General features: G+C 40.0%; 23 protein-coding genes and 1 pseudogene. 18 read left to right on the top strand and 6 right to left on the bottom strand.

Annotated features, from left to right (window positions below; all coding sequences use genetic code 11):
* The first annotated feature begins 47 nt into the window (after positions 1-47).
* A complete protein-coding gene (locus G6W42_RS05410; RefSeq protein ID WP_194173238.1) occupies positions 48-1850 on the top strand; it encodes a biotin/lipoyl-containing protein in 1803 nt (600 codons plus the stop codon).
* A gap of 105 nt (positions 1851-1955) precedes the next feature.
* Entirely contained in the window at positions 1956-3530 is a 1575-nt protein-coding gene (gene pckA / locus G6W42_RS05405; protein WP_194173254.1) for a phosphoenolpyruvate carboxykinase (ATP), read from the top strand.
* A gap of 364 nt (positions 3531-3894) precedes the next feature.
* Here pckA and G6W42_RS05400 read toward each other — a convergent pair whose 3' ends face one another.
* The 4 genes from G6W42_RS05400 to G6W42_RS05385 form a co-directional block, all read right to left on the bottom strand.
* Positions 3895-4587: an aspartate/glutamate racemase family protein gene (locus G6W42_RS05400; RefSeq protein WP_021089668.1), complete on the bottom strand. Its 693-nt coding sequence runs from the start codon at positions 4585-4587 to the stop codon at positions 3895-3897.
* A 165-nt stretch (positions 4588-4752) separates the two neighbouring features.
* Positions 4753-6108: a cation:dicarboxylate symporter family transporter gene (locus tag G6W42_RS05395; protein WP_194173237.1), complete on the bottom strand. Its 1356-nt coding sequence runs from the start codon at positions 6106-6108 to the stop codon at positions 4753-4755.
* A gap of 11 nt (positions 6109-6119) precedes the next feature.
* On the bottom strand, positions 6120-6614 hold the full coding sequence (locus tag G6W42_RS05390) for a peptidylprolyl isomerase (RefSeq protein WP_194173236.1): 495 nt from the start codon (positions 6612-6614) through the stop codon (positions 6120-6122).
* A gap of 11 nt (positions 6615-6625) precedes the next feature.
* Positions 6626-7333: a YebC/PmpR family DNA-binding transcriptional regulator gene (locus G6W42_RS05385; protein ID WP_021093135.1), complete on the bottom strand. Its 708-nt coding sequence runs from the start codon at positions 7331-7333 to the stop codon at positions 6626-6628.
* Positions 7334-7483: 150 nt separating this feature from the next.
* Between G6W42_RS05385 and G6W42_RS05380 the strand changes: the two genes are divergently transcribed.
* The 4 genes from G6W42_RS05380 to G6W42_RS05365 are packed head-to-tail and all read left to right on the top strand — an operon-like array spanning position 7484 to position 10959.
* On the top strand, positions 7484-8038 hold the full coding sequence (locus G6W42_RS05380; RefSeq protein ID WP_194173235.1) for a GNAT family N-acetyltransferase: 555 nt from the start codon (positions 7484-7486) through the stop codon (positions 8036-8038).
* Positions 8035-8238: a heavy-metal-associated domain-containing protein gene (locus G6W42_RS05375; protein WP_194173234.1), complete on the top strand. Its 204-nt coding sequence runs from the start codon at positions 8035-8037 to the stop codon at positions 8236-8238. The genes G6W42_RS05380 and G6W42_RS05375 overlap by 4 nt, the downstream gene beginning before the upstream one ends.
* Before the next feature lies 1 nt (position 8239).
* Positions 8240-10417 (top strand): heavy metal translocating P-type ATPase, encoded by a 2178-nt coding sequence (locus G6W42_RS05370; protein WP_194173233.1) that lies wholly within the window; start codon positions 8240-8242, stop codon positions 10415-10417.
* Positions 10418-10419: 2 nt separating this feature from the next.
* Positions 10420-10959 carry a hypothetical protein gene (locus G6W42_RS05365; RefSeq protein WP_194173232.1) on the top strand — a complete coding sequence of 180 codons (540 nt, stop codon included), beginning with the start codon at positions 10420-10422 and terminating at the stop codon, positions 10957-10959.
* Positions 10960-10961: 2 nt separating this feature from the next.
* On the opposite strand, the gene G6W42_RS05360 is transcribed toward G6W42_RS05365, so the two are convergent.
* The gene (locus G6W42_RS05360) at positions 10962-11351 is read right to left on the bottom strand and encodes a hypothetical protein (protein ID WP_194173231.1); all 390 of its coding nucleotides are present in this window, start codon (positions 11349-11351) and stop codon (positions 10962-10964) included.
* A 268-nt stretch (positions 11352-11619) separates the two neighbouring features.
* On the opposite strand from G6W42_RS05360, the gene argH reads away from it, so the two are divergent.
* From argH to G6W42_RS10810, 3 genes and pseudogenes are all read left to right on the top strand, one after another.
* Complete coding sequence (argH, locus tag G6W42_RS05355; RefSeq protein WP_194173230.1) at positions 11620-13020, top strand: argininosuccinate lyase; 1401 nt, start codon at positions 11620-11622, stop codon at positions 13018-13020.
* A gap of 457 nt (positions 13021-13477) precedes the next feature.
* Positions 13478-13783, top strand: a pseudogene (locus G6W42_RS10815) (methyl-accepting chemotaxis protein); the annotation flags it as partial.
* A gap of 57 nt (positions 13784-13840) precedes the next feature.
* A complete protein-coding gene (locus tag G6W42_RS10810; RefSeq protein ID WP_430640605.1) occupies positions 13841-14149 on the top strand; it encodes a CZB domain-containing protein in 309 nt (102 codons plus the stop codon).
* Positions 14150-14229: 80 nt separating this feature from the next.
* Here the strand turns inward: G6W42_RS10810 and G6W42_RS05345 are convergent, their stop codons facing one another.
* Positions 14230-14583, bottom strand: a complete 354-nt coding sequence (locus G6W42_RS05345) for a histidine triad nucleotide-binding protein (protein ID WP_194173228.1) — start codon at positions 14581-14583, stop codon at positions 14230-14232.
* 118 nt (positions 14584-14701) lie between these two features.
* On the opposite strand from G6W42_RS05345, the gene pheS reads away from it, so the two are divergent.
* The 9 genes from pheS (at position 14702) to G6W42_RS05300 (ending at position 25041) form a co-directional block, all read left to right on the top strand.
* Positions 14702-15697 (top strand): phenylalanine--tRNA ligase subunit alpha, encoded by a 996-nt coding sequence (gene pheS / locus G6W42_RS05340; protein ID WP_194173227.1) that lies wholly within the window; start codon positions 14702-14704, stop codon positions 15695-15697.
* Positions 15694-18030, top strand: a complete 2337-nt coding sequence (gene pheT, locus G6W42_RS05335; protein ID WP_194173226.1) for a phenylalanine--tRNA ligase subunit beta — start codon at positions 15694-15696, stop codon at positions 18028-18030. Before pheS ends, pheT begins: the two co-directional genes overlap by 4 nt.
* On the top strand, positions 18027-19313 hold the full coding sequence (gene aroA, locus G6W42_RS05330; protein WP_194173225.1) for a 3-phosphoshikimate 1-carboxyvinyltransferase: 1287 nt from the start codon (positions 18027-18029) through the stop codon (positions 19311-19313). The genes pheT and aroA overlap by 4 nt, the downstream gene beginning before the upstream one ends.
* Positions 19294-20118, top strand: coding sequence for a 4-hydroxy-3-methylbut-2-enyl diphosphate reductase (locus G6W42_RS05325; RefSeq protein ID WP_194173224.1), 825 nt, complete (start codon positions 19294-19296; stop codon positions 20116-20118). Before aroA ends, G6W42_RS05325 begins: the two co-directional genes overlap by 20 nt.
* 80 nt (positions 20119-20198) lie before the next feature.
* Positions 20199-21875: a 30S ribosomal protein S1 gene (locus G6W42_RS05320; protein WP_194173223.1), complete on the top strand. Its 1677-nt coding sequence runs from the start codon at positions 20199-20201 to the stop codon at positions 21873-21875.
* A gap of 5 nt (positions 21876-21880) precedes the next feature.
* The gene (locus tag G6W42_RS05315; RefSeq protein ID WP_194173222.1) at positions 21881-22363 is read left to right on the top strand and encodes a hypothetical protein; all 483 of its coding nucleotides are present in this window, start codon (positions 21881-21883) and stop codon (positions 22361-22363) included.
* On the top strand, positions 22357-23937 hold the full coding sequence (gene serA / locus G6W42_RS05310) for a phosphoglycerate dehydrogenase (RefSeq protein WP_346010465.1): 1581 nt from the start codon (positions 22357-22359) through the stop codon (positions 23935-23937). Before G6W42_RS05315 ends, serA begins: the two co-directional genes overlap by 7 nt.
* 21 nt (positions 23938-23958) lie before the next feature.
* Entirely contained in the window at positions 23959-24525 is a 567-nt protein-coding gene (gene efp / locus G6W42_RS05305; RefSeq protein ID WP_103630151.1) for an elongation factor P, read from the top strand.
* Positions 24526-24549: 24 nt separating this feature from the next.
* Positions 24550-25041 (top strand): DUF4304 domain-containing protein, encoded by a 492-nt coding sequence (locus tag G6W42_RS05300; protein ID WP_242042699.1) that lies wholly within the window; start codon positions 24550-24552, stop codon positions 25039-25041.
* Positions 25042-25101: the final 60 nt, after the last annotated feature.

Here is a 25101-nt window from a genome sequence, read left to right as displayed (position 1 = left end):
TTTTATGACCGCTTTTTAGTAAATTTATAAATTTAATGAGGTGAAATATGGCAAAGAAATTTATCGATGTTATGGATACGACCTTTAGAGATGGCTTTCAGTCTGTTTATGGCGCTAGAGTGCTTATGAACGACTTTTTGCCCGCGCTTGAAGCAGCCAAAGAGGCTGGCATAGAGCATTTTGAATTTGGCGGAGGAGCGAGATTTCAAAGCCTTTATTTTTACCTAAATGAAGACGCTTTTGCGATGATGGATAAATTTAGAAGCATCGTAGGACCTAAAGCAAATCTTCAAACCTTAAGCCGTGGCGTAAATACTGTCACACTTGACACTGGCAGCCGTGAGCTAATTGACCTTCACGCAAAACTTTTCAAAAAACATGGAACTACTACTATTAGAAATTTTGACGCACTAAATGATGTTGAAAATTTAAAATATTCAGGCGAGAGGATCGCTCATCACGGGCTAAAACACGAAGTTGTCGTTACTATGATGGATCTACCTAGTGGCTGTGTAGGAGCTCATGATGTTAAATTTTATGAGAAAATTTTAAGAGAAATTTTAGATGCAAATATCCCTTATCACAGCGTTTGCTTTAAAGATGCAAGTGGCACAAGTAGCCCACAAAAGGTCTATGAAACCATAAAAATGGCTAGAAAACTTCTCCCAGAAAAAACTCATATCAGACTTCACACGCATGAAACTGCAGGCGTAAGTGTTGCTTGCTATCTTGCAGCGCTTGAAGCTGGCGTTGATGGCATAGATCTAGCCGCTAGCCCAGTAAGTGGCGGAACAAGTCAGCCAGATATCTTAACCATGCTTCATGCAGTAAAAGGCAAAAACTACGATCTTGGCGGACTTGACGTGGAGAAAATTTTAAAATATGAAAGCGTTTTGAATGATTGTTTAAAAGAGTATTTCTTACCGCCTGAAGCTGTGCAAGTAAGCCCGCTCATACCGTTTTCACCTATGCCTGGTGGCGCGCTCACTGCAAATACCCAGATGATGAGAGATAACAACATCTTAGATAAATTTCCAGAGGTCATCCTTGCTATGCGTGAAGTGGTGCAAAAGGGCGGGTACGGCACCTCAGTGACCCCTGTTAGCCAGTTTTACTTCCAACAAGCCTTTAATAACGTGATGTTTGGCAAGTGGAAAAAGATCGCTGAGGGATACGGCAAAATGGTGCTTGGCTACTTTGGCAAGACCCCAGTTACGCCTGATAAAGAGATTATTAAGCTTGCTAGCGAGCAGCTAGGCTTAAAACCAACAACAAAACACGCTGTTGATATAGCTGATAAAGATGAGAGTAAGTCGCTTGCGCACGTGAAAGAAATTTTAAAACAAAATAAGATCAAAGTTACCGAAGAAAACGTCTTTATAGCAGCAGCTTGTAAAGAAAAAGGCATCGCGTTCTTAAAAGGCGAAGCCAAAGTAAATGTAAGAAAGATCGATCTAAACACCAAGGCAAATGAGGGCAGACAAACTCAAAGCGGCAGATATAGCGTCGTGGTAAATGGTAGTCGCTACAACGTTGAAGTAAGCGAAGGTTTTAACGACAGTATCCAAGTAAAATCAATCACTGAAGTTGAAGGCAAGAGCGTAAAAAGCGCCAAAAGTGCAGTAGCAGGTGCAACAGAAAATGATATCGTCGCAAGCTTGCCAGGCGCTGTGCATAAAATTTTAGTTAGCGCAGGAGATCATGTCAAAAAAGGTCAGGCCATAGTCGTGCTTGAAGCGATGAAGATGGAGATAGAGGTCAAAGCCCCAAAAGATGGCATCATAGGCTCTATAGAGGTTAGTAAAGGTCAAAGCGTTGCAAACAATCAAGTGGTGGCTAGATTTAAATAAATTTGCCACTTTTAAAAAGATAGTGTTAAGCGAAATTTGATTAACATTTTGATGACTTTTAGGTCAAATTTATAAAGAAACGAAAATTTAAAAGGAAACAACATGATAAATAAGCTAGACGAGCTAGGTCTAAAAGAGATCAAAAAGATAAATCACAATCTAAGCTACGACGAGCTTTTTGAGCTTGAAAAGGCAAATAACGAGGGCAGAGTCTCAAGTAATGGCACATTTATGGTCGATACTGGAATTTTTACAGGTAGAAGCCCAAAAGACAAGTACTTTGTCAAGCAAGACCCAAGCCAAAAATACATCGCTTGGGGCAAGATAAATCAGCCTATCACAAAAGAGCTATTTGACAAGCTTCTTAAAAAAGCAAAAGAGCAGCTTAGTGGTAAGGAAATTTTCATCCAAGATGCATTTTGTGGAGCTAGTAAAAAGAGCAAAAAATCAGTCCGCTTTGTCACCGAAGTAGCGTGGCAAGCGCACTTTGTAAAAAATATGTTCATCCGTCCAAGTGAAGCGGAGCTGGCTAAATTTGAGCCTGATTTTGTAGTATATAACGCTTGCAAGACAAAAAATGAGGATTACAAGGCTGACGGACTACATTCAGAAGTTTTTGTTATCTTTAATGTCGAAGAAAATGTCGCGGTAATCGGTGGCACATGGTATGGCGGTGAGATGAAAAAGGGCATTTTTTCTATGATGAACTACTGGTTGCCACTTGAGGGCAAGCTAAGCATGCACTGCTCTGCAAACGTAGGCGAAAAGGGCGATACAGCGCTATTTTTTGGCCTATCTGGCACTGGTAAAACGACACTTTCAACCGATCCAAAACGCAAACTAATAGGCGATGACGAGCACGGCTGGGACGATGATGGTGTGTTTAACTTTGAGGGCGGCTGCTACGCAAAATGTATCAACCTTGATCCAAATAGCGAGCCAGAAATTTACGCAGCGATCAGGCGTGACGCGCTACTTGAAAACGTAGTGGCTGATGAAAACGGAGTGGTTGATTACAAAGATGGCTCAAAGACTGAAAACACACGCGTGAGCTATCCGATCTATCACATCGACAACTACGAGCCAAGCTCAAGCGCTGGCCATCCAAAAAACATCATCTTTTTAAGCGCTGACGCTTTTGGCGTGCTTCCTCCAGTTGCGAAGCTCACAAAAGAGCAGGCGATGTATTATTTTTTGAGCGGCTATACAGCAAAAGTTGCTGGCACAGAGCGTGGTATAACTGAGCCTGTAGCTACTTTTAGCGCTTGCTTTGGCGAGCCATTTATGCCACTTCACCCAACCGTCTATGCAAAGCTACTTGGCGAGAAGATCGATAAGCACGGCGTTAATGTCTATCTTGTAAATACAGGCTGGAGCGGCGGTGCTTACGGCGTTGGTAAGCGTATGAGCATAAAAGCAACACGTGCTTGCATAAATGCAATCTTAGATGGTAGCATCACAAAATGCGAATTTGAAAATTTTGATAAATTTAACTTCGCTATCCCAAAAGAGCTAGGTGGTGTCGAGACAAAACTGCTAAATCCAATAAATACATGGACGCACCCAGCTGAGTACAATATTTCACGCGACAAGCTTGCTAAAATGTTTGTTGAAAATTTCAAACGCTATGAAGATGTAAAAGAGGGCGTTGAATACGCTAAAGCTGGTCCAAAAGCTTAAATTTATGGCCTTGCGGGAAGATCCTGCAAGGCTTTTTTAAATTTAAACTATCAAATAATAAAACGTAGCTCACTTTTAAATTTCTAATATGAAATTTGAAAATTTTTATAAAATACCTCAATCAGAATTTAAAGATACTTTCTAAATTTCACTATAAAATTTGCTTTTTGTAAATGCCCAAAAATTTAATCGCCTGATATTAGAAATTTAATATAAGCGATCTTTGGAGTTAAAAATTTAAAATTTAGCCAAAATACTCCAGCTAAATTTGATCTCAAAATTTCTACTATAAAAACTTAGTATAAGTTGTAGGATTTTTGCAGTTAAAACGAAAATTTAGCTAGGAACTCCTAGCTAAATTTAATCAAAATACTCTCTTTTCTAGTCCAAATTCTACGCCAGCTTTTGCTAGTTCAAATGTCGCATCTATAAATTTATACTCACTACTGATAAATGGTAAAAACATTGGTATCTCGGTGCAGCCTGCGATATAAACATCAGCTTCAATGTTCGAAAGCACTTCATAAAATACCGGCACATACTCTTCTAGTTTGCCAGCTTTGACACCCTTGTAGATGCACTCCATGATGACATCTTGCGTCTCTTTGCTAAAATCCACGCTTTTTAGCCCGCGCTCTTTTAAAATTTGATCATAAACGCCTGCTTTTTTTGTGCCACTTGTTGCGATGACAGCGATATTTTTGGCGTGCGGATATTTCTTTTGCAAGGCATCTATGGTAACTTTTGCAATGTGCAAAATTTTCACTCCAGCCTCTTTTTCGATGCTTGGGGCAAAGTAGTGAGCCGTGTTGCAAGCCATTAGCATCGCATCGCATCCTGCATTTTTTAAAAGTTTAGCGCTTTGAATTAGCTTTGGAAGCGGACTTTCTCCCTCGCCCATGATAAATTTTGTCCTATCTTCTATCTGTGCGTATGAGTCGATAACGATGTGTAGATGCTCTTGATCGCAAGTTGCTGGGGTTATATCGATGATCTTTTTGTATAGATCAGCCGTGGCAAGTGGTCCCATGCCGCCTATGATACCTAATGTCTTCATAACTCCTCCAAATTAAAATTTTCAATAATTATAATATTAGTTTCTATATTTAAAAATAAAATTTATAAATTTTCACTAGGTATTGTAGAAATAGGGTATAAACACTTTAAGTTTTGAAGTAAATTTTAAGATAAAAAGGGGCAATTTGCCCCTTAAAAAACTCTATTATGAGTGGAAGTGAAATTCGTCTGGATGATCTAGTGCGTATCTAAATTTCTCCATATCGACCTTTTTGTCCCAGATAGATACGACCATGCAGCCAACGGCATTGCCGCAAAGGTTACCAACAGCACGCATCTCTGACATAAATTTATCAACGCCAAGTAGCACAGCCACGGTGACTACTGGTATGCCAGTGCTTGGAAGCGCACTTAGAGTTCCTGCAAGGACGACAAAGCCTGAGCCTGTCACGCCAACCGCGCCTTTACTTGTGATCATTAGCACGATTAGTATGCTTATTAGATGTTCAAAAGTTAGTGGGATATTAAATGCTTGCGCTAAGAAGATAACGCTTAGGCTTAGGTAGATGTTGGTGCAGTCAAGGTTAAATGAGTAACCAGTTGGGATGATAAGGCCAACTGCGCCTCTATTTATACCAGCTGCTTCTAGCTTTTGCATAAGTGGCGCAAGAGCTGTTTCGCTCGAGCTTGTCGCAAAAACGACCAAGACCTCTTTTGAGATAAAGCGCATAAATTTAAAGACATTGACCTTTGCAAAGTAGCAAATGACGCCAAGCACGACAAAGATGAAAAAGCAGCTTGCAAGCGCCATAACGACAAGAAGCTCCATCATACCAAGAAGCGTTCCGATGCCAAATTTACCGATCAAGTAAGCCATCGCTGAAAATGCCGCCACTGGGCTAAATAACATAAGCCAAGTAAGAAGCTTTAAGACGTAGTGCTGGATAAATTCAAGCGGTTTTAGACAAGCTTGCTTTTTATCATGAGCAAGTAGCGAAAGCACGATGGCAACTACTATCGCCATGAAAAGCACTTGAAGTGTGTTTGATTTTATAAATGGATCAAGTATATGCACGTAAGGGAAGATGTCATCCACTGGCACGGCGCCTCTTAAAAGATGAAGCGTATGTGCTAAAAAGCCGCTATTTGCATCCATATTTCCAGCTTGAGATGTAAATTTAGCCACACTTGAGGCGTCAAGCTGAGTGTAGTCAAGGTTCATGCCATGTCCTGGGCGAAGCGTCTCGCCAAAGATGATACCAACAGCAAGAGCAAGCGTGCTAACTATCTCAAAGTAGATAAATGCCTTAAGCCCGATGGTGCCAAGATCTTTTAGGCTCTCAAGTCCGACGATGCCTGAAACGATCGTTAAAAAGATGATAGGGCCGATTAAAATTTTAAGGGCTTTTATAAAATAATCAATGCCTGGCTTGCTCGCTATGCCAAGCTCAGGTGCGACCATACCGACGATAACACCGCCAACTATACCTATCACAACCCAAATGGCGAGATTGGTAAATAGCCTCACAAAGAGACTTTTTTGCGTTTTTGCACTATCCATAAATTCCCCTTTTATAGGCTCTGCTTGATCTCTGCTGAGAGGATCTTGTCGCCTTGTCTGATAGCATCAAGTACCTTTAAGCTCTCGTCATCAGCGCACTTTCCAAAGACTGTATGCACGCCGTCAAGATGAGGTTGCTTGCTGTGGCAGATGAAAAACTGTGATCCGCCAGTGTCACGGCCTGCGTGAGCCATGCTAAGGCTACCACGCTCGTGTTTTACCTTTTGGTTGTCGCATTCGCATTTTATCCTCCAGCCAGGACCACCTGTGCCTGTGCCATTTGGGCAGCCGCCTTGGATGACGAAATTTGGTATAACTCTGTGAAAATTTAGGCCATTATAAAAGTCTGTTTTTATCAAATGGACAAAATTTGCAACAGCTTGCGGTGCATCATCGGCAAAAAGCTCAAGTTTGATATCGCCTTTTTCTGTCTTTAAAACTGCAAATTTATCTTTTTTTAGCTCGTCTAAATTTATATCATAAACTTTTAACTCATCAAAACGCATGTTGCTCCTTTTTACTCGATATTTGTATAAACTGCTTGGACGTCATCGTCGTCTTCTAGTTTGTCAAGAAGCCTCTCAACCTCAAGCATTTGCTCTTCATCTAGGCTCACGGTTTGATTTGGTAAGTACTGAAGTGAAGCTTTTTTAACTACTAAATTTAGCTTCTCTATGCCTTCATGAAGTGTGCCAAAATTTGCGTAATCGCCATAAACAAATAGCGCATTTTCGTCTTCTTCGATATCGCTTAGTCCGTAATCAATGAGCTCAAGCTCGATCTCTTCGATGTCAGCACTTGGTTTTTCAAGCTCAAAAACGCTCTTTCTTGTAAACATAAAGCTAAGGCTGCCACTTGGCAAAATTTCTCCGCCATTTTTGCTAAATATCGCTTTTACATTTGCAACTGTTCTTGTTGGGTTATCAGTCGCGCACTCAACGATGATTTGCACGCCGTGAGCTGCTTTGCCGTCATAAAAGATAGTCTTGATATCAGCGCTATCTTTGCCATTTGCTCTTTTTATAGCCGCATCGATGTTATCTTTTGGCATATTTTCAGCTTTTGCTGCTGCGATGGCTGCACGAAGTTTTGGGTTCATATCTGGATCACATCCGCCATCTTTTGCCGCTACAGTTATAGCCTTTGCAAGTTTTGGAAATACCTTGCTCATCTTATCCCATCTAGCTTCTTTTGCCGCTCTTCGGTACTCAAATGCTCGTCCCATAAATATCCTTAAATAAATTTTTTACGGATTATAACTAAAAAAATTTTATACTTTTTTAAAACATTTTTAGTTTGCCTGCTAAAGCGCTTAATTTGTAAATTTGAAAAAATATTTGGTAAAAATTTAAGCTAAAGGCATATAATCATACCCATGATAAAAAACGCTCAAAAACAAGATGCAAAAATCTGCATAAAACTACTAAATTTAGCGATGGAGGATATCGCCTACAAGCTAAGTGGCTACGACGATCCTATAAAAAGCGATGAAATTTTGGAGAAATTTTTTAAAAGCGAGACAAATAGACTTAGCTATAAAAATGTCTATGTCTATAAGCGTGACGACGTGATCATCGCTGCGATGTGTGCATATTTTGGTGGCGACGCGTGGCTGCTTGATAGAGAAATTTCGCAGCACCTAAAAGCTCTTGGCAAAGACGCCCAGATAGAAAAAGAGTGCTTTGACGATGAGTTTTATATAGATAGCATAGCAGTTGAAGAGAAATTTAGAGGTCAAGGGCTTGCAAGAGAGCTTATAATGCACTCATTTATCAAAGCAAAAGAGCTAGGACATAAAAAGGTCTCTCTGATAGTTGATATAAATAAGCCAAAAGTTCGTAAATTTTACGAGAGCCTTGGCTTTAAATTTAACACCAAAAAGATCATAAATTTACACGAATACGACCACATGATAAAGGAGATAATATGAAAACATTTGAGGTAAATAACATTCACTGCCAAAACTGCGCAAACACTATAAAAAACGCACTTGAGGACGACTTTGGCGAGATAAAAGTCGATCTTAGCAAAGAGCCAAGACAAGTAAGCCTTGATATAAAAGATAGTGATGTAGAGAAATTTAAATCAGAAATGGCTGATCTGGGATTTGACGTTATAAAGGAGCTTTGATATGCCTTTAAAAGTCAAGCTAAATATAGCGGGAATGAGCTGCGTAAACTGCTCAAACGCTATCGAGAAAGTTTCTAAAAAGATAGATGGGGTGCTTGAAGCAAATGTAAATTTTGCAAACGCAAGCGGTGAGTTTATCCTAAAAGACGCCAGCGTGCGTGAAGCTTTAGAGCAAAAGATAAAGAAGCTTGGCTACTTTGTGGCGACAAATATCGATGAATTTGAAGCCAAAAGAGACGAGCATATAACCTTGATAAGAAATAAATTTATATTTGCATTTCTAGCAAGCATGGTCATCATGGCGCTTGAGATGTTCGCGCCTCATAACTTGCTAGTAAATTTACTCATGCTAGTTTTAGCGTTTTTGGTGCTAGCTTTTAGTGGCAAAGACTTCTTTACTCACGCCATAGAGGCTGTTAAAAACAAAAACTACGATATGAACGTGCTTGTAGCTCTTGGAAGCGGCAGTGCATTTTTATACTCGCTCTTTGTTGTGATCTTTTCAGATTTTATCCCAGATGATCTAAAAAACGTCTATATCTCGGGCGCAGCGATGATAATATCCTTTGTTTTGCTTGGCAAGTATCTTGAAGAGCGCTCAAAGGCAAAGGCAGGCGACTACCTAAAGACCCTACTTAAAATTTCACCAAAGACCGCCCTTTTGGTCATGCCAGATGGACAGAGCAAAGAGGTAAATGTAAATGAGCTAAAAGTAGGCGACATCGTCATCGTAAAAAATGGCTACAACATCCCAAGTGATGGCGTGATAGTTCAAGGTGGCGCTGAGATAGATGCTTCTATGCTTACAGGAGAGAGCTTGCCAGTTTATAAAGAGGTAGGAGATAGCGTATTTGCCGGCACTCTAAACACAAATGGCTACATAAGCGTAAAAGTGATGAAGAGCTCTTTTGAGAGCTTGCTATCTCAAATTTTAAACCTACTAAGCGACGCTAGCTCCAAAAAGATGCCTATCGGACGGCTGGCTGACAAGATAGCAAACATCTTTGTGCCAAGTGTCGTGGCGATCTCAGTTCTTACATTTTTAATATGGATAATTTTTAGTGGAAATTTCGCCTATGCGATCTCTAGCGCAATCTGCGTGCTTATCATCTCATGCCCATGCGCACTAGGACTTGCCACGCCAATAGCAATCGTAAGCTCCCTCTCGCGTGGTGCGAAGGCTGGGATTTTGGTGAAAAATCCAGAGGTTTTGGAGCTTATAAAAGATGCTAAATTTGTAGCATTTGACAAAACTGGCACGCTAAGTAAGGGGCTAATCAGCGTCAAAAGTTCAAATTTGAGCGAAAAAGAGCTAGAGCTAGTGGCATCTGCTGAAAATTTAAGCGAGCATCCGATCTCAAAAGCGATCGTAAGATATGCAAAACAAAATTGCATAAATTTACAAAAGCTAAATGGTAAATTTCAAAACGTAGTCGGTCAAGGCATCGTCTATGAAGATGAGAACAATAAAATAATAATAGGCAACGAAAAACTACTCGCAGCAAACGACATCTTGCTAAATGAAGCGGATAGTGAAGCGATAAAAGAGGCTGCAAATGATGGAAGCGGCGTCATACTTTGTGCGCTAAATCAAAAATTTAGTGGCTTTTTAACGCTAAGTGATGAGCTAAAAAATGAAGCAAATGACGTTATAAACGAGCTTTCAAGGCTAAATTTACAAAGCGTGATCCTCTCAGGTGATGATAAAAAAGTAGTGGCAAATATCGCTAGCAAGCTAAATGTGAGTGAATATTATGCAAATATGCTGCCTGAGGATAAATTTAACAAGGTAAAAGAGCTCATGAGCCGAGGTGGCGTGATCTTTGTAGGGGACGGCATAAACGACTCGCCATCACTTAAAGAAGCAAGTGTTGGCATCGCTATGAACTCAGGCTCAGACATCGCTAAAGGCGCTGGTGATATCGTGCTTGTAAAAAACGATCTGCGTGGCGTGAGCGGGCTTGTAAAGCTTGCAAATGCGACTATTGCTAACATAAAAGAGAATTTGTTTTGGGCATTTATGTATAACGCCATTTGCATACCAGTGGCTGCTGGCGTGCTATATCCGGTATTTGGACTGCTTTTAAGCCCAGTTTATGGCTCTATGGCGATGTGCTTAAGCTCGGTCACTGTCGTACTAAATGCGCTTAGACTTAGATATTTGAAGCTTAAGGATTAAATTTGAGACTTGGAGAGCTTTACAGCGTCGTAGCGGCTGCACTTGCTACAAATTTTAATGACATCTTGGGTGTCTCATCTTTTATGCGTATCAAAAAGACAAGTGCGTGGATAACGCAGACAAAAAGCGATGCGAACATAAAAGGAAATGAACTTTACGCTAAATTTATCAAAGATGAGAGTAGTGCGGCTCTGTGTGATGATTATGTAATTTTGAAACAAAAGTTTGAAGCAAGTTATTATTTTTCGAGTGCAAAAGATGACTTGGCACAATTTTATAAGGCTATAAATTTTGAGCCAAAAATGGGAGAGGTTGATAGCATTTCAAATCAGCTCATTTTGATAGCAAATATCTTAAAAAAAGAGGCTACAAAAGAGTCTATGCAGCTTCTTGCTGCTTTTAGTCTCTCATTTTTCTTACCTTATGCAAAACAACTTGCAAAAGAGCTCGAGCAAAACGCAGCTAGTAGCTTTTATAAGTCGATGGGATATTTTTTAGAGGATTTTTGTTTGGTTTTAAAAACTATTATCGGTAAGGCTTAGTCTTAAGCCTGTACCATTTCAGTCATTTGAGTTTTAATACTTAAAATGTTATTTTGAATGCTTGATTGTTCTAAATTTAGATGATGAAGCATTTGCATAGAATCACGATCTTTCAGGTGTTGGATGCTTGAAATTTGATCAGCTATATCGCTTTTTTGATCTTGTAATTTTTCTAAATTTTTTTGTAACTCTGTGACATCTTCTTTTCTAATAATTGTAGGTTTTTGTCTAACTTCTTCTCTTTGTTCGACATGCACATCATTACTTCTAACGATATCTTTTGTGCCATAGCCAGAAGACACTAATATGCTGGTTTTAGCGCTACTTGATGATATAGATGTGTAACCGCTATGATAGAAAACATTTGAGTTCATATTTGCATCTATTTGCATATCGTCCTTCCTTTTTAGTTTATTTCTTCATTTATAACTATATCGGCAATAAATCAAAAAACTTGAAATAGTTTTTAAAAAGTTGCTGGGTGAATTATATTTTAATAACCTTAAATGTAAATTATATATATAACTTTTTTACTACTCTAGCATAATTTTTATATTACATTTCACTCTTTTGACCAAAAATTTATTTTTAAAATGCTCGTAAAAGCCTAGTTAAGCACCATTTTGTTAAAATCACGCAAAACTAATCAAAGGCAAAGCTATGAAAAAAGATGAAAATACTCACAAAAAGATGTGGGAGGGTAGATTTAGCGAGGCTAGCTCGAAGTTGCTTGAGGAATTTAACGCTTCTATAAATTTTGATAAAAATCTTTTTGAAGAGGACATCGCTGGCAGTAAGGCGCACGCAAAGATGCTTGGAGTTTGTGGAATTTTAAAAAAAGATGAGTCAGAAGCGATCATAAAGGGGCTTGATGAGGTTTTGGCTGAGATAAGGGCTGGTAATTTTGCTTTTAAGATAGAGGATGAGGATATCCACATGGCGGTTGAAAAGCGCCTTAGCGAGATCATCGGAGCTGAGCTTGGCGGCAGACTTCACACAGCTAGAAGTAGAAACGATCAAGTCGCACTTGATTTTAAATTTTATGTATTAAAGAAAAATTTAGAAATTTCATCTCTCATCAAAGAGCTCATAGCCACGCTTACAAATTTAGCCAAAAACTACAAAGATACGCTAATGCCAGGCTACACGCACCTTCAGCACGCCCAGCCAGTGAGCCTTAGCTACCATTTGCTAGCGTATGCTTTTATGTTTAAGAGGGATTTTGAGCGATTTGTTAGCTCATACGAGCGAAACAACCTAAGTCCGCTTGGCTCAGCGGCCCTTGCAGGCACGCCGCACAAGATAGATAGAACTATCGTGGCTAGTGAGCTTGGATTTGCAGGCTACACACAAAATGCGATGGATAGCGTGAGCGACCGTGACTATGCGCTGGAGATTTTATTTAACATTAGTGTTTTCATGACGCATGCGTCTAGGCTTTGCGAGGAGCTTATACTTTGGAGCTCGCAAGAATTTGGCTTTGTAAGCATTAGTGACGCTTACAGCACAGGCAGCTCTATCATGCCTCAAAAGAAAAATCCAGATGTCGCCGAGCTCATACGCGGCAAAACTGGGCGTGTAAATGGAAATTTAGTAGCGCTGCTAACTACGATGAAGGGCTTGCCACTTGCTTACAATAAAGATATGCAAGAAGATAAAGAGGGCGTTTTTGATAGTGTTGCGACCATTTTAAGCTCGGCCACTATCCTAAATGAGATGATAAAAACGGCTAAATTTAATGAAAAAAATATGCTAAAAGCGACAAAAACAGGGCATCTAAGTGCCACTGATCTGGCGGATTATCTAGTGCGTGAGAAAAATATCCCATTTAGAACGGCGCATTTTATCACCGGAAAAGCTGTCGCAAAGGCCGAAAGCTTGGGGCTTGATCTAAGTGAGCTAAACGTAGAGCAGCTAAAAAGTGTCGATGAAAATTTAGACGAAAATGCCATTAAATTTCTAGATCTTCACGCTTCAAAAGAGGCCCGCACTTCAAAAGGCGGCACGGCAAACAAAAGTGTTGAAGAGCAAATTAAAATTTTAGACGATTGGCTTAAGTAAAAAGAGTTATAATTACGCATAATTTACAAATTTTAAAGGATGAAAAATGTTTTTTGACAGCAAAAATAAAGAGCTTGGTAGTAAAAATGAAGCTTTAGAAAGAGAAAATGAAGCTTTAAAGGCTGAAATTTTAGCACTTAAAAATGAGCTAAAAAATGCCAAAACTTACGAGCCAAAAGAGCAAGCTAAGGATAAGCAAGAGGCTGTAAATTTGCTGCTTACTAGCTATCAAGATGGTATGAATTTCTTACAATCAACCATCGAAGAAAACCTAAAAATGCTTGAAAATATAAACCATTTAAACGAGAGGACTTTTAAAGAAACAGGTGAGCTAAAGTCTCAAACGGCTGAAATTTTAAGCTCGATCGAGCAAGTGAGCCAGATGAGCGGCGATCTCTCAAACGACGCCTCTTCGCTTGATGGAAGCGTAAATTCTATCGTTGAGATCATAAATCTCATAAAAGATATCTCAGATCAGACAAATTTGCTAGCGCTAAATGCTGCCATCGAAGCCGCTCGTGCGGGCGAGCATGGACGTGGTTTTGCAGTTGTGGCGGATGAAGTTAGAAAACTTGCTGAGCGCACTCAAAAAGCTACACTTGAAGTTGAAGTAAATATAAATGGTCTTAAGCAAAGTGCGAATACAATGATCGAAATGAGCGAGAGTTTCTCTAAAATTTCAGCAAATGCGATGCAAATTTTAGGCGGCTTTGAGGGCAACATCTCAAGCGTAAATGCCAACACGCAAAACATCCTAAATCAAGCACTAAACGTCACAAACGAGGTAAATGTAAGTAACGGTAAGATAGATCACATCAATATGAAGCTAAATGGCTATAGAGGTGTTTTGCTTGGCGAGATAAATAAAATTCAAGATGTGCATGAGTGTAGATTTGGTAAGTGGTATGAAAAAGATGTGAAAAATACCATCATAAAAGATCCAAGAACCCTCTCAAGCATAGCTGCTCATCACGAAAATGTCCATCACGGACTAGACAATGCTATGGCGATTTTTGCCGACAAAGATAAGGGACATTTAGCAGGTGTTGAGATACTAAAAGATGTTGAGCATTCAAGTAAAGCAGGCTTTGAAGAGCTGCTTGAAGCAGTAAAAGCTACTAGGAAATAGTTTTATTTAAATTTAGATGTTTTAACAAAGTAAAATTTTGAAGTGAAATTTAGACTCAAAAAGAGTCTAAATTTTTATTTTTAAAATGTGCTTTGTGGGTCGGCTACGCCTTCGCTCCAGCCAAGTTTTGCGCCACCAAGTAGGTGAAAGTGTAGGTGCATGACCTCTTGACCGCCGTTTTCACCGCAGTTTGTTATGAGGCGGTATCCGCTCTTATCAACGCCCATTAGTGTAGCGACCTCTTGGATAAATTTAGTCATCTCACCCATCAAAACTGGATCCATCTCTTGGATATTTTTATAGTGTTTTTTAGGGATGATGAGGATGTGGATCGGCGCTTTTGGATTGATGTCATTAAAAGCTAGAAATTTCTCACTCTCAAGCACTTTGTTGCAAGGAATTTCACCAGCTACGATCTTTTCAAATATGGTCATTTTAGCTCCTTTGAAAGTTTGAGAAATTATATCAAAGTGTGCTTAAATTTCGCGCTTTTTATCTTGATTTTAACTCTTTTTCTATAAAATCGACTAAAAAATTTCTAAAGGTAAAAAATTGCAAGATTTCATTAACAAAATCAAAAATGAAATTTCAACTCTTGATGATCTGGAGAAGGTCAGGGTAGAAATTTTTGGCAAAAAGGGCATCTTGGCGCAAGGCTTTGCAAAGCTAAAAGAGCTTGGTGAAGATGAGAAAAAGGAATTTGCAGCAAATTTAAACAAGCAAAGAGATGAGCTAAGCGCGCTTATAGAAGCCAAAAAGGCCGAGCTTGGCGAGCAAGAGATCGATAGCAAGATGAAAAAAGAGGCTGCTGATATCACGCTCTTTAACGAGCCTGTTGCCAGCGGGGCGCTGCACCCTGTAATGGCCACGATGGATAAGATAATTGAATATTTTTTAGCTCTAAATTTCTCACTTGAGACTGGGCCGCTTATAGAAGATGATTTTCACAACTTTGAGGCACTAAATTTACCAAAATACCACCCAGCAAGGGATATGCAAGATACATTTTACCTAGATGATTTTAGGCTTTTAAGGACGCATACGAGCCCAGTTCAGGTCAGAACCATGCTAAATCAAAAGCCGCCTATCCGCATGATAGCGCCTGGTACTGTCTTTAGACGTGATATGGACCTAACGCATACACCGATGTTTCACCAAGTCGAGGGTCTTGTGGTGGAGGATGCAGACAAAGTTAGCTTCGCAAATTTAAAATCAATGCTAGAGGGCTTTTTAAAGCATATGTTTGGCGATGTTGAAGTGCGTTTTCGCCCTAGCTTCTTTCCATTTACGGAGCCTAGCGCTGAGGTTGATATTAGTTGTATATTCTGCCATGGTAAGGGTTGCAGGGTGTGCAAACAGACTACTTGGCTTGAGGTGCTTGGATGCGGCGTCGTGGATCCAAATGTATTTAAGGCAGTTGGCTATAAAAATGTAAGCGGATATGCCTTTGGTCTTGGGGTTGAGAGATTTGCGATGTTGCTTCATAGAGTGCCTGATCTAAGGTCACTTTTTGAGGGAGATTTAAGATTGTTGGAGCAGTTTAAATGATAATTTCAAAGCATTGGTTAAATGAGTGGATCGACCTTAGCGAGGTTAGCGGCGAGACACTTTCAAAGACATTAAACTCTATCGGCTTAGAAGTTGATAGCTATAAAGAGATAAATTTACCAAAAAGCATCGTAGTTGGCTACGTAAAAAGTAGAGAAAAACACCCAGACGCCGATAAACTAAGCGTTTGTCAAGTTGATGTTGGTAGCGAGACGCTTCAGATCGTGTGCGGTGCTAAAAACGTCGAGGCTGGTCAGTTTGTGCCAGTTGCGCTCATTGGCACAACGATGCCAAATGGCCTTGAGATCAAAAAGGCAAAACTAAGAGGCATCGAGTCATGCGGTATGATCTGCTCTTCAACTGAGCTAGGACTACCTAAGACAAATGACGGCATCTTGCCACTTGATGAGAGTATCGGCAAGCTAAAACTTGGCACAAGTCTTGGTGAATTTGAAGCGTTTAAAGATGTGATCATCGAGGTCGATGTCACAGCAAACAGAGGTGACTGCCAAAATTTACACGGCATCGCAAGAGAAATTTGCACCGCACTTGATCTAAATATGAAAGATAGCCACGAAAATGAAGATAGCGAAAATTTACTAGGCATCGGCAGGATCGCATCTGTGCGAACCGAAGATAAGGTAAATGGCTCGTTTTTGTATAAAGCATTTGAGCTAAAAAGCGGTCTAAATGAAAATTTACTAACTCGCTTGAGGCTAGCTCTAATTGAGTGCCAAAAGACAAATTTAGTAGAAAGACTGCTTGAATACGCGACATTTTGCACGGGCGTTTTATTTAGAGCTTATGATCACACTAAGCTTGTAGGCGAGGGCGAAAAAGCTGTTTTTGACATCAAAAATGGCGAAAATGGCGAGTGCGTGGTTTTTTGTGAGGATAAAAATTTAGGCGTTGCTGGAATTTACCAAAGCGATGAGGCTAGGGTCGATGAGGGCTCAAAGGTGATCTTGGTAGAGGCTAGCTACGTAAAACCAGATGTTGTATCAAAAGCCATTTTTGAAAATAAAAATTTACCAAAAGGCGATCAGGTTTATCGCTCAAGCCGTGGTAGCGAGCCAAATTTAGCTTATGGGGCGGACTATCTTTTTAAAAGGCTAGCTGGCTTTAAAGATAACCTAAGTCTTTTTGCAGGCTCACAGCAATCACTTCTAAACACCGAGCCTATCACGCTTAGCATCTCACTTGGTGAGCTTAAAAATATGATCGGTCAAGAGGTTGCAAGAAATGATGTCGTTAAAATTTTAAAGAAACTTGGCTTTGAGATCGCGGTAAATGTCGAGCAAGAGAGCTTTAACGTAAAAGTGCCGTTATTTCGCCACGACATCGTAAATTCGCATGATATTTGCGAGGAGATCGTAAGGATAATAGGCATCGACAATATCGCCTCAACGCCGCTAAATTTCGCAGAGAAAAATAGGCTAAATAAGACATATTTTGACTATAAAAATGCTTTAAATTTAAGGCGCCGTGCAGCCGATAATGGCTTTTTTGAAAGCGTGCACTACGTATTTGACAGCCTTGATGAGCTAAGTGAGCTAAATTTCAAACCTTGCAAGATCAAGATACTAAATCCTATAAACAACGAGCTAAACACGCTTAGACCAGCACTTGTTAATCACCTTCTAAGCTCGAGCGAGAAAAATATCAAAAACTCAAAACGCTCAGTTAGACTTTTTGAGCTTGGCGAAGTTTTTGATGAAAACGCAAATCAAGGTTTAAATTTAGGCTTTGTCGTATCAGGCCTTTTAAAAGAGCCAACACTGATAAACGGCGCAAAGGGTGAGGAGGCAAATTTCTACGCATTTGCAGCGATGGTGCAAAATGTAATAGGTAAATTTGAGCTAAAACCTTGCCGAGAGATCTCATATCTTAGCCCATACGAGCAGGCACATATCTATCAAAATGGCGAAAAGATCGGCTATATCGGCAGAGTCGATGCAAGAGTAGAGGCAAAAAGAGATCTGCCTAAAACTTATGTCTGTGAGATTGATTTTGCAAATCTTAAATTTGAGCCAATCCTTGCAGTGCCTTACTCAAAATTCCAAAGCACGACAAGAGATCTTAGCCTAATCGTGCCTGAAAATTTCGAGGCCGGACGAATTTATGAGTGCATAAGAGGGCTAAATTTAAAAGAGCTAAAAGAGTTCTTGCCGGTTGATATCTATAAAGATGCAAAACTAAACGGTGCGATCAGCCTTAGCCTTAAATTTACATTCCAAGATATGGAAAAAACGCTCGAAGATGACGATATAAACGCGCTTATGGATAAAATTTTAAGCGAGCTAAAAGAGAAGCTAAATATCGGAATAAGATGAGAATTTATCCATTAGAAAAAAGTCTAAATTTAACTATTGACGACATCGCGGCTGATAAGTCTATCTCGCATAGATGTGCGATGTTTTCGCTTTTAAGCGACAAACCATCTCGCGTTAGAAACTACCTAAGAGCAGGCGACACGCTAAATACCTTAAAAATAATTGGGCTCCTTGGCGCAAAGATCGAAGATAATGGCGCTGAGATAATAATCACTCCACCACAAAAGATAAAAGAGCCAAATGAAATTTTGGAGTGTGGCAATTCGGGCACGGCGATGAGGCTTTTTATGGGGTTACTAGCCGCACAGGATGGCTTTTTCGTGCTAAGTGGCGATAAATACTTAAATTCTCGCCCGATGGCAAGGATAGCAAAGCCTCTAAATGAGATGGGTGCAAAGATAGATGGCGCAAACAACGCAAATAACGCTCCACTTTGTATAAGAGGGACGAAATTTGAAAGATTTGATTTTGATAGTAAGATCGCCTCAGCTCAGGTAAAAAGTGCGCTTTTGCTAGCGACTCTTTACTCAAATGGCTGCAAATTTAGCGAGCCAGAGCTAAGCAGAGACCACACTGAACGCATGCTTGCTGGTATGGGAGCTGATATAAAGCGTGACGGCTTAGAGATCACTCTGGAGCCTATGAAAGCCCCACTTGCGCCACTTGATATAGACGTGCCAAATGATCCAAGCTCGGCATTTTTCTTTGCGGTCGCAGCTTTAATTATCCCAAATTCACATATCATTTTAAAAAATATCTTGCTAAACAAAACCCGCATCGAAGCTTACAGAGTTTTAGAAAAAATGGGCGCTGAGATAAAATTTCACAAAATCTCAAGCAAATACGAAGATATCGGCGATATCGAGATCAAGTACTCGCCAAATTTAAAAGGCGTAGAGGTTAGCGAAAATATCTCGTGGCTCATCGATGAAGCCCCAGCTTTAGCCATCGCATTTGCCTGCGCTAAGGGTCAAAGCAAGCTAACAAACGCAAAAGAGCTTCGTGTAAAAGAAAGCGACAGGATAGCTGTCACGATAAATGCGCTAAAGCAGTGCGGTATCGATGCTAGCGAGCTTGAAGATGGCTTTATCATAAATGGCTCTGAGACTAAATTTGCCACGATAGATAGCCATGGAGATCACAGGATCGCCATGAGCTTTGCCATACTTGGGCTAAAATGTGGCATGCAGATAGAAAAGAGCGAATTTATCGCCACTTCGTTTCCAAATTTTGCTGAAATTTTAAAGAAAATGGGAGCTAGAGTTGAAGATCGAGCTTGCTAGTAGTTATGGTTTTTGCTTTGGTGTAAAAAGAGCGATAAAGATAGCTGAAAACGCTGGAGATGCTGCAACTATCGGTCCGCTCATCCATAACAATGAAGAGATAAACAGGCTTGAGAAAAACTACAATGTAAAGACGCTTGAGGGCATAAGAGAGCTAAAAGATGAGAAAAAGGCGATCATCCGCACTCATGGCATCACTAAAAACGACCTTGCAGAGCTAAAAAAAACCGATATAAAAGTGATCGATGCAACTTGTCCGTTTGTGACAAAGCCACAACAAATTTGCGAAAAAATGAGCGAAGAGGGCTATGATGTGGTGATCTTTGGCGACATGCATCACCCAGAGGTAAAAGGGGTGAAGTCATATGCCAAGGGCAACGTCTATGTTGTGCTTGAAGAGAGCGAGCTAGAGGGCATTAAATTTAAGCAAAAGGTCGCGCTTGTTAGCCAAACTACTAGAAAAGTTGAGAAATTTATGCAGATCGCAAACTATCTCATGCTTCATGTAAAAGAGCTGCGCGTTTTTAACACGATCTGCAACGCGACATTTGAAAATCAAGAGGCTGCTAAAAATTTAGCAAAAAGAGCTGACGTGATGATAATAATCGGCGGAAAAAACAGCTCAAATACAAAACAACTCTACCTAATATCTAAAAATTTCTGCGAAGATAGCTATCTTATAGAAAGCGAAGAAGAGCTTGAGAGATCATGGTTTGATGGCAAAAATTTGTGTGGTATAAGTGCGGGGGCTAGCACACCTGACTGGATCATACAAAAAGTCGTTGATAGAATCAAAAAAGTATAAAATTTATCCTAGCTAAAGCCACAATTAACTATAATAAGCCAATTTGCCTCTACTGGCATAATAAAATTTAAAGGATCAAGATGGCTGTGAACAAAAGTGTTCAATTAGGAAAAGCAAAAGACGAAGATATCGAAGATATCGATTTTGCTGCGATGTTAGAGGAGTCTTTTAAAAAGACTGAAGAAGATAGTGACGCAAAGATCGTCAGTATCAATGGTGATGAGGTTTTAATCGACGTTGGCAAGAAGTCAGAAGGCATTTTAAATGTTTCTGAGATCACTGACGCAAACGGCAACCTGACGCATAAAGTTGGCGATACGATCAAAGTTGTAATAACTGGATCAAGAAATGGAAGACCTATAGTGTCGCACAAAAAAGCACTTAGAAAAGAGAAAGTTAAAGCTTTCATCGAAGCTTACGATCCTGAAAATTCTGGCGAAATCGATGTAAAAGTAGTTGGAAAAAATAAAGGTGGTTTTATCACTCAAGACGCAAATGGCGTAGAATTTTTCTTACCAAGGACACACAGCGGATTTAAAAACGCTGAGGGCGTAGTTGGAAAATCATACAAAGTAAGAGTTATAAAAGTCGATAAAGAAGAGAACAGCATAGTTGTCTCAAGAAAGAAAATTTTAGATGACGACCGCAAAAAACGCAAAGAAGCCCTATCAAACATAGTAGAAAACGATAGCGTTATAGAGGGCACAGTTAAGAAAATCACAACTTATGGTATGTTTGTTGATGTTGGCGGCGTAGATGGGCTCGTTCACTACAGTGAGATAAGCTACAAAGGCCCAGTAAATCCTAGCTCTTTATACAAAGAAGGCGATAAAGTTTTAGTTAAAGTTATCAGCTATGATAACGAAAAACGCCACCTATCTCTATCTATCAAGGCAGCTACTCCAGATCCTTGGGAAGAGATCATAAGCGACGGCCTAGAAGTTGGCGACACTATAAAAGTAACAGTTAGCAATATCGAGCCTTATGGTGCATTTGTCGATCTTGGAAATGATATTGAAGGATTTTTACATATATCTGAAATTTCGTGGGACAAAAATATCAAAAATCCAAAAGATCACATCAGCGAAGGCCAAGAGATCGATGTTGAGGTTATCGAAATAGACGCAAAAGGACACCGTTTAAGAGTGAGCCTTAAAAATTTACTTCCAAAGCCATTTGATGAATTTAAAGCTAAATTTAAAGAGGGCGACGTAGTAAAAGGCGTTGTAACAACTATCACAAATTTTGGTGCATTTGTTAGAGTAGGCTGCGTTGAGGGCTTGCTGCATAACGAAGATGCATCATGGGATAGAAACGACAAATGCAAAGATATGTTCAAAGCTGGCGACGAACTTGAGGTAAAGATCATCAAAATAGACAGCGCTGAGCAAAAAATTTCTCTAAGCCTAAAAGATCTAAAACAAAGCCCAGTTCAGGCATTTGCTAATAAATTTAGTGTAGGTGACATCGTCAAAGGAACTATCCGTGACATTAAAGACTTTGGCGTATTTGTTGAGCTTGGCGATAATGTCGATGCGCTAATCCGCAAAGAAGATCTAGGTAGCGTAGATGCTAGCACGCTAAAGATCGGCGACGAGATCGAGACTGCTATCGCATTTATCGATGAGAAGAAAAATAGAATTCGCCTAAGCATACGCCGTTTAGCAAAACAAAAAGAGCGTGAAGTGTTAAATGAGATCAACGATAACGATGACAAAGTAACACTTGGCGACATTATAAAAGAACAATTACGCTAGTATAAATGGGCAGACGAACACTTTTATTAGTAGTTGTTCTGCTCTTTGTGATATTGGGTTTGGTTGGAATTTATCTTGTTAAATTTGCAAGTGTAAATTTCAGCCAGATCCCAGAAAACAATATAACAAACGAGCGAAATATAACCAAAAACACTGCCGGCAGTGAAAACTGGATCAACGAGCTGGCAACTATTAAGAAAAAAGATTACGTATTGCCCGTAAATGAAATTTTTATAGAATACAACCGACCTAAGATAGAAAAGCCAAAGATCACAGCATATGAACTTATGATAGATAAAAACGACATCTACTCTATGTTTTGCTTGATGCAGACTTTAAGAAATAGCGAGGTTGATTTCACTGTTGTAAAGGACGGCGCCAAAAGCCAGATCTTTTTAAATACCCAAGACTCAAGGCTTTTGCAAAATATCATTTTGCAGCTAAGAGTTTACGATATCCACTCAAGTGTGAGAGAGGTAAAATTATGAAAACTATCATTGTTTGCGATGCGATACACCCAGTAGGTTTTGAGCTTTTAAAAAAAGAGCAAGATATAAATATAATAGACGCAGTTAATACCCCAAAAGACGAGCTTTTAAAAATTTTAGGTGAGGCTGATGTGGCGATCACTAGAAGCTCGACTGAGGTAAATGAGGCGTTTTTAGAAGCTGGTAAAAAGCTAAAAGCTATCGTTAGAGCCGGTGTTGGCGTGGATAATGTTGATATAGATGGCTGTTCAAGAAGAGGCATCATCGCTATGAATGTCCCGACTGCAAACACTATCGCAGCAGTCGAGCTAACTATGGCTCACATGCTAGCGGCTGCAAGATCGCTCGAGTACGCTCACAACGACCTAAAGCTAGATAGAATTTGGAAGCGTGAGAAGTGGTACGGGGTAGAGCTGTTTAAGAAAAAGCTCGGCGTGATCGGCTTTGGTAACATCGGCTCAAGAGTAGCAGCACGCGCAAAAGCTTTTGGTATGGATATCATCGCCTACGACCCATATATCGATCCATCTAAGGTCATCGATATGGGCGGCACTTATACTAAAAATTTTGATGACATCTTGGCGTGCGACTTCATCACGATCCACACTCCAAAGACCAAAGAGACAACCGATATGATCGGCACTAAAGAGATAGCTAAGATGAAAGATGGCGTAAGGCTTATAAATTGCGCTAGAGGTGGTCTTTATAACGAAGAGGCACTTTATGAGGGGCTAAAAAGCGGCAAGATAGCTTTTGCTGGTATCGATGTTTTTACAAAAGAGCCAGCGACAAGCCATCCACTTCTTGATCTAGACAATGTAAGCGTCACTCCGCACCTTGGAGCAAATACCCTTGAGTCGCAGCGAAACATCGCAGTTGAGGCAGTCGAGCAAGCTATATCAGCAGCACGTGGTATCAGCTATCCAAACGCTTTAAATTTACCTATCAAAACAGAAGACTTGCCACCATTTGTTGAGCCTTATATCGAGCTTACAAGCAAGATGGCTTTCTTGGCAGCTCAGATTAATAAAAGCGCTATCAAGGCTATCCGCATAGAAACGCACGGTCAAATCGGAGAATATGCAAATTCGCTGCTAACATTTGCCATAGTGGGCGCTCTAAAAGAGAGTCTGGGTGATGCGATAAACTACGTAAATGCTAAATTTTTATGCGATGAAAAAGGCATAGTAACCGAGACAAATGCTGGCGGAGATAGCATTTTCAAAAATAAGATCACCGTTCGCATAACGACTGAAAAAGGCATAGCAACGGTTGGTGGCACGGTATTTGGTGAAAATCAGCAACGCATCGTGACGATAAATGGCTTTAAGACCGACTTTAAGCCAAAAGGCAAGATGATCATCTTTAAAAACCACGACGTACCAGGCGTTATCGCTCAGATCAGTAAAATTTTGGCTGATGAAAAGATAAACATAGCAGACTTCCGCCTTGGCAGAGATGAGCACGGCATGGCGCTTGCGGTCATCTTGGTCGATGAACATATAAAAACAGAAACGCTAGAGAGATTAAACGCACTTGAAGCTTGTGTTTGGGCTCAATACGCAGTTATATAACAAATTTTGAAAGGATAAAAAATGGCTTCATATTCAATGGGCGATCTAAAAAAGGGACTAAAGATCGAGATCGATGGCGTTCCTTATAAGATCGTAGAATATCAACACGTTAAACCGGGCAAGGGTGCAGCTTTTGTTCGTGCAAAGATCAAATCTTTTGTCGATGGAAAGGTTCTTGAAAAGACTTTTCACGCAGGTGACAAGTGCGAGCAACCGCATCTTGAAGAAAAAGAGATGCAGTATCTCTATGACGACGGCGAGTTTTGCCAGTTTATGGATACGGCTACTTACGAGCAAGTTGCGATCAGCGACGAGGACGTGGGTGATGTTAAAAAGTGGATGATCGATGGCATGATGGTTGAAATTTTATTTCACAACGGCAATGCGATCGGCGTTGAAGTGCCACAAGTAGTCGAGCTAAAGATAGTTGAGACTCCACCAAATTTCAAGGGTGATACACAAGGCGGCAAAAAGCCAGCTACTCTTGAGAGTGGCGCGGTGGTTCAGATACCATTTCACGTACTAGAAGGCGAGGTCATCCGCGTTGATACAGTTCGTGGCGAGTATATCGAGCGCGCAAATAAATAACCATACATCTGGCACGTTAAATTTATGAAAGAGAAATTTGACGAGTTCATTGCTCTACTAAAGCCGCTATTTAAGGATAATGGCTTTAGTAAGAGCGCTTTAAATTTCTACAAAAATACCCCAAATTTTATCTACGTTGTAAATTTTCAAAAAAGCAGCAGCAATAGCTCAACACATACGAGATTTTATATAAATTGTGGCATTTACGCCCCTTTTATAGAGGCTACTCTTGGTAAAGAAGTGCTTAGTAAGCCAAAAGAGTATGAGTGCCATTTTAGAGCTAGGGCGCATGAAATCACTCACACAGTTGCTGCACACTACGAGCTAGAGCCAGATAGTGACGTGGCTAAAATTTATGAAAATGTAGCAAACGAGCTAAATTTAATCTTTAAATTTTTGGGGCAAGCTAGCCAGGAGGAAAATTTAATAGAGCTAATGCTCGAACAAAACGGCCTTGCAGCGATAAATCAACTATACGAATATCTTTTGATAAAAGATAAAAGTGTGAAATTTTGATCTCTCATGCTAAGAGTCTTTACGCAAAGCACGGTAGCGAAGCAAGATGGGGTAAATTTG

The organism is Campylobacter concisus (assembly GCF_015230015.1).
Classification (GTDB): domain Bacteria; phylum Campylobacterota; class Campylobacteria; order Campylobacterales; family Campylobacteraceae; genus Campylobacter_A; species Campylobacter_A concisus_AF.
Note: the sequence above shows the minus strand (reverse complement) of the source record. Positions and strands in the feature narration are given on the sequence as shown.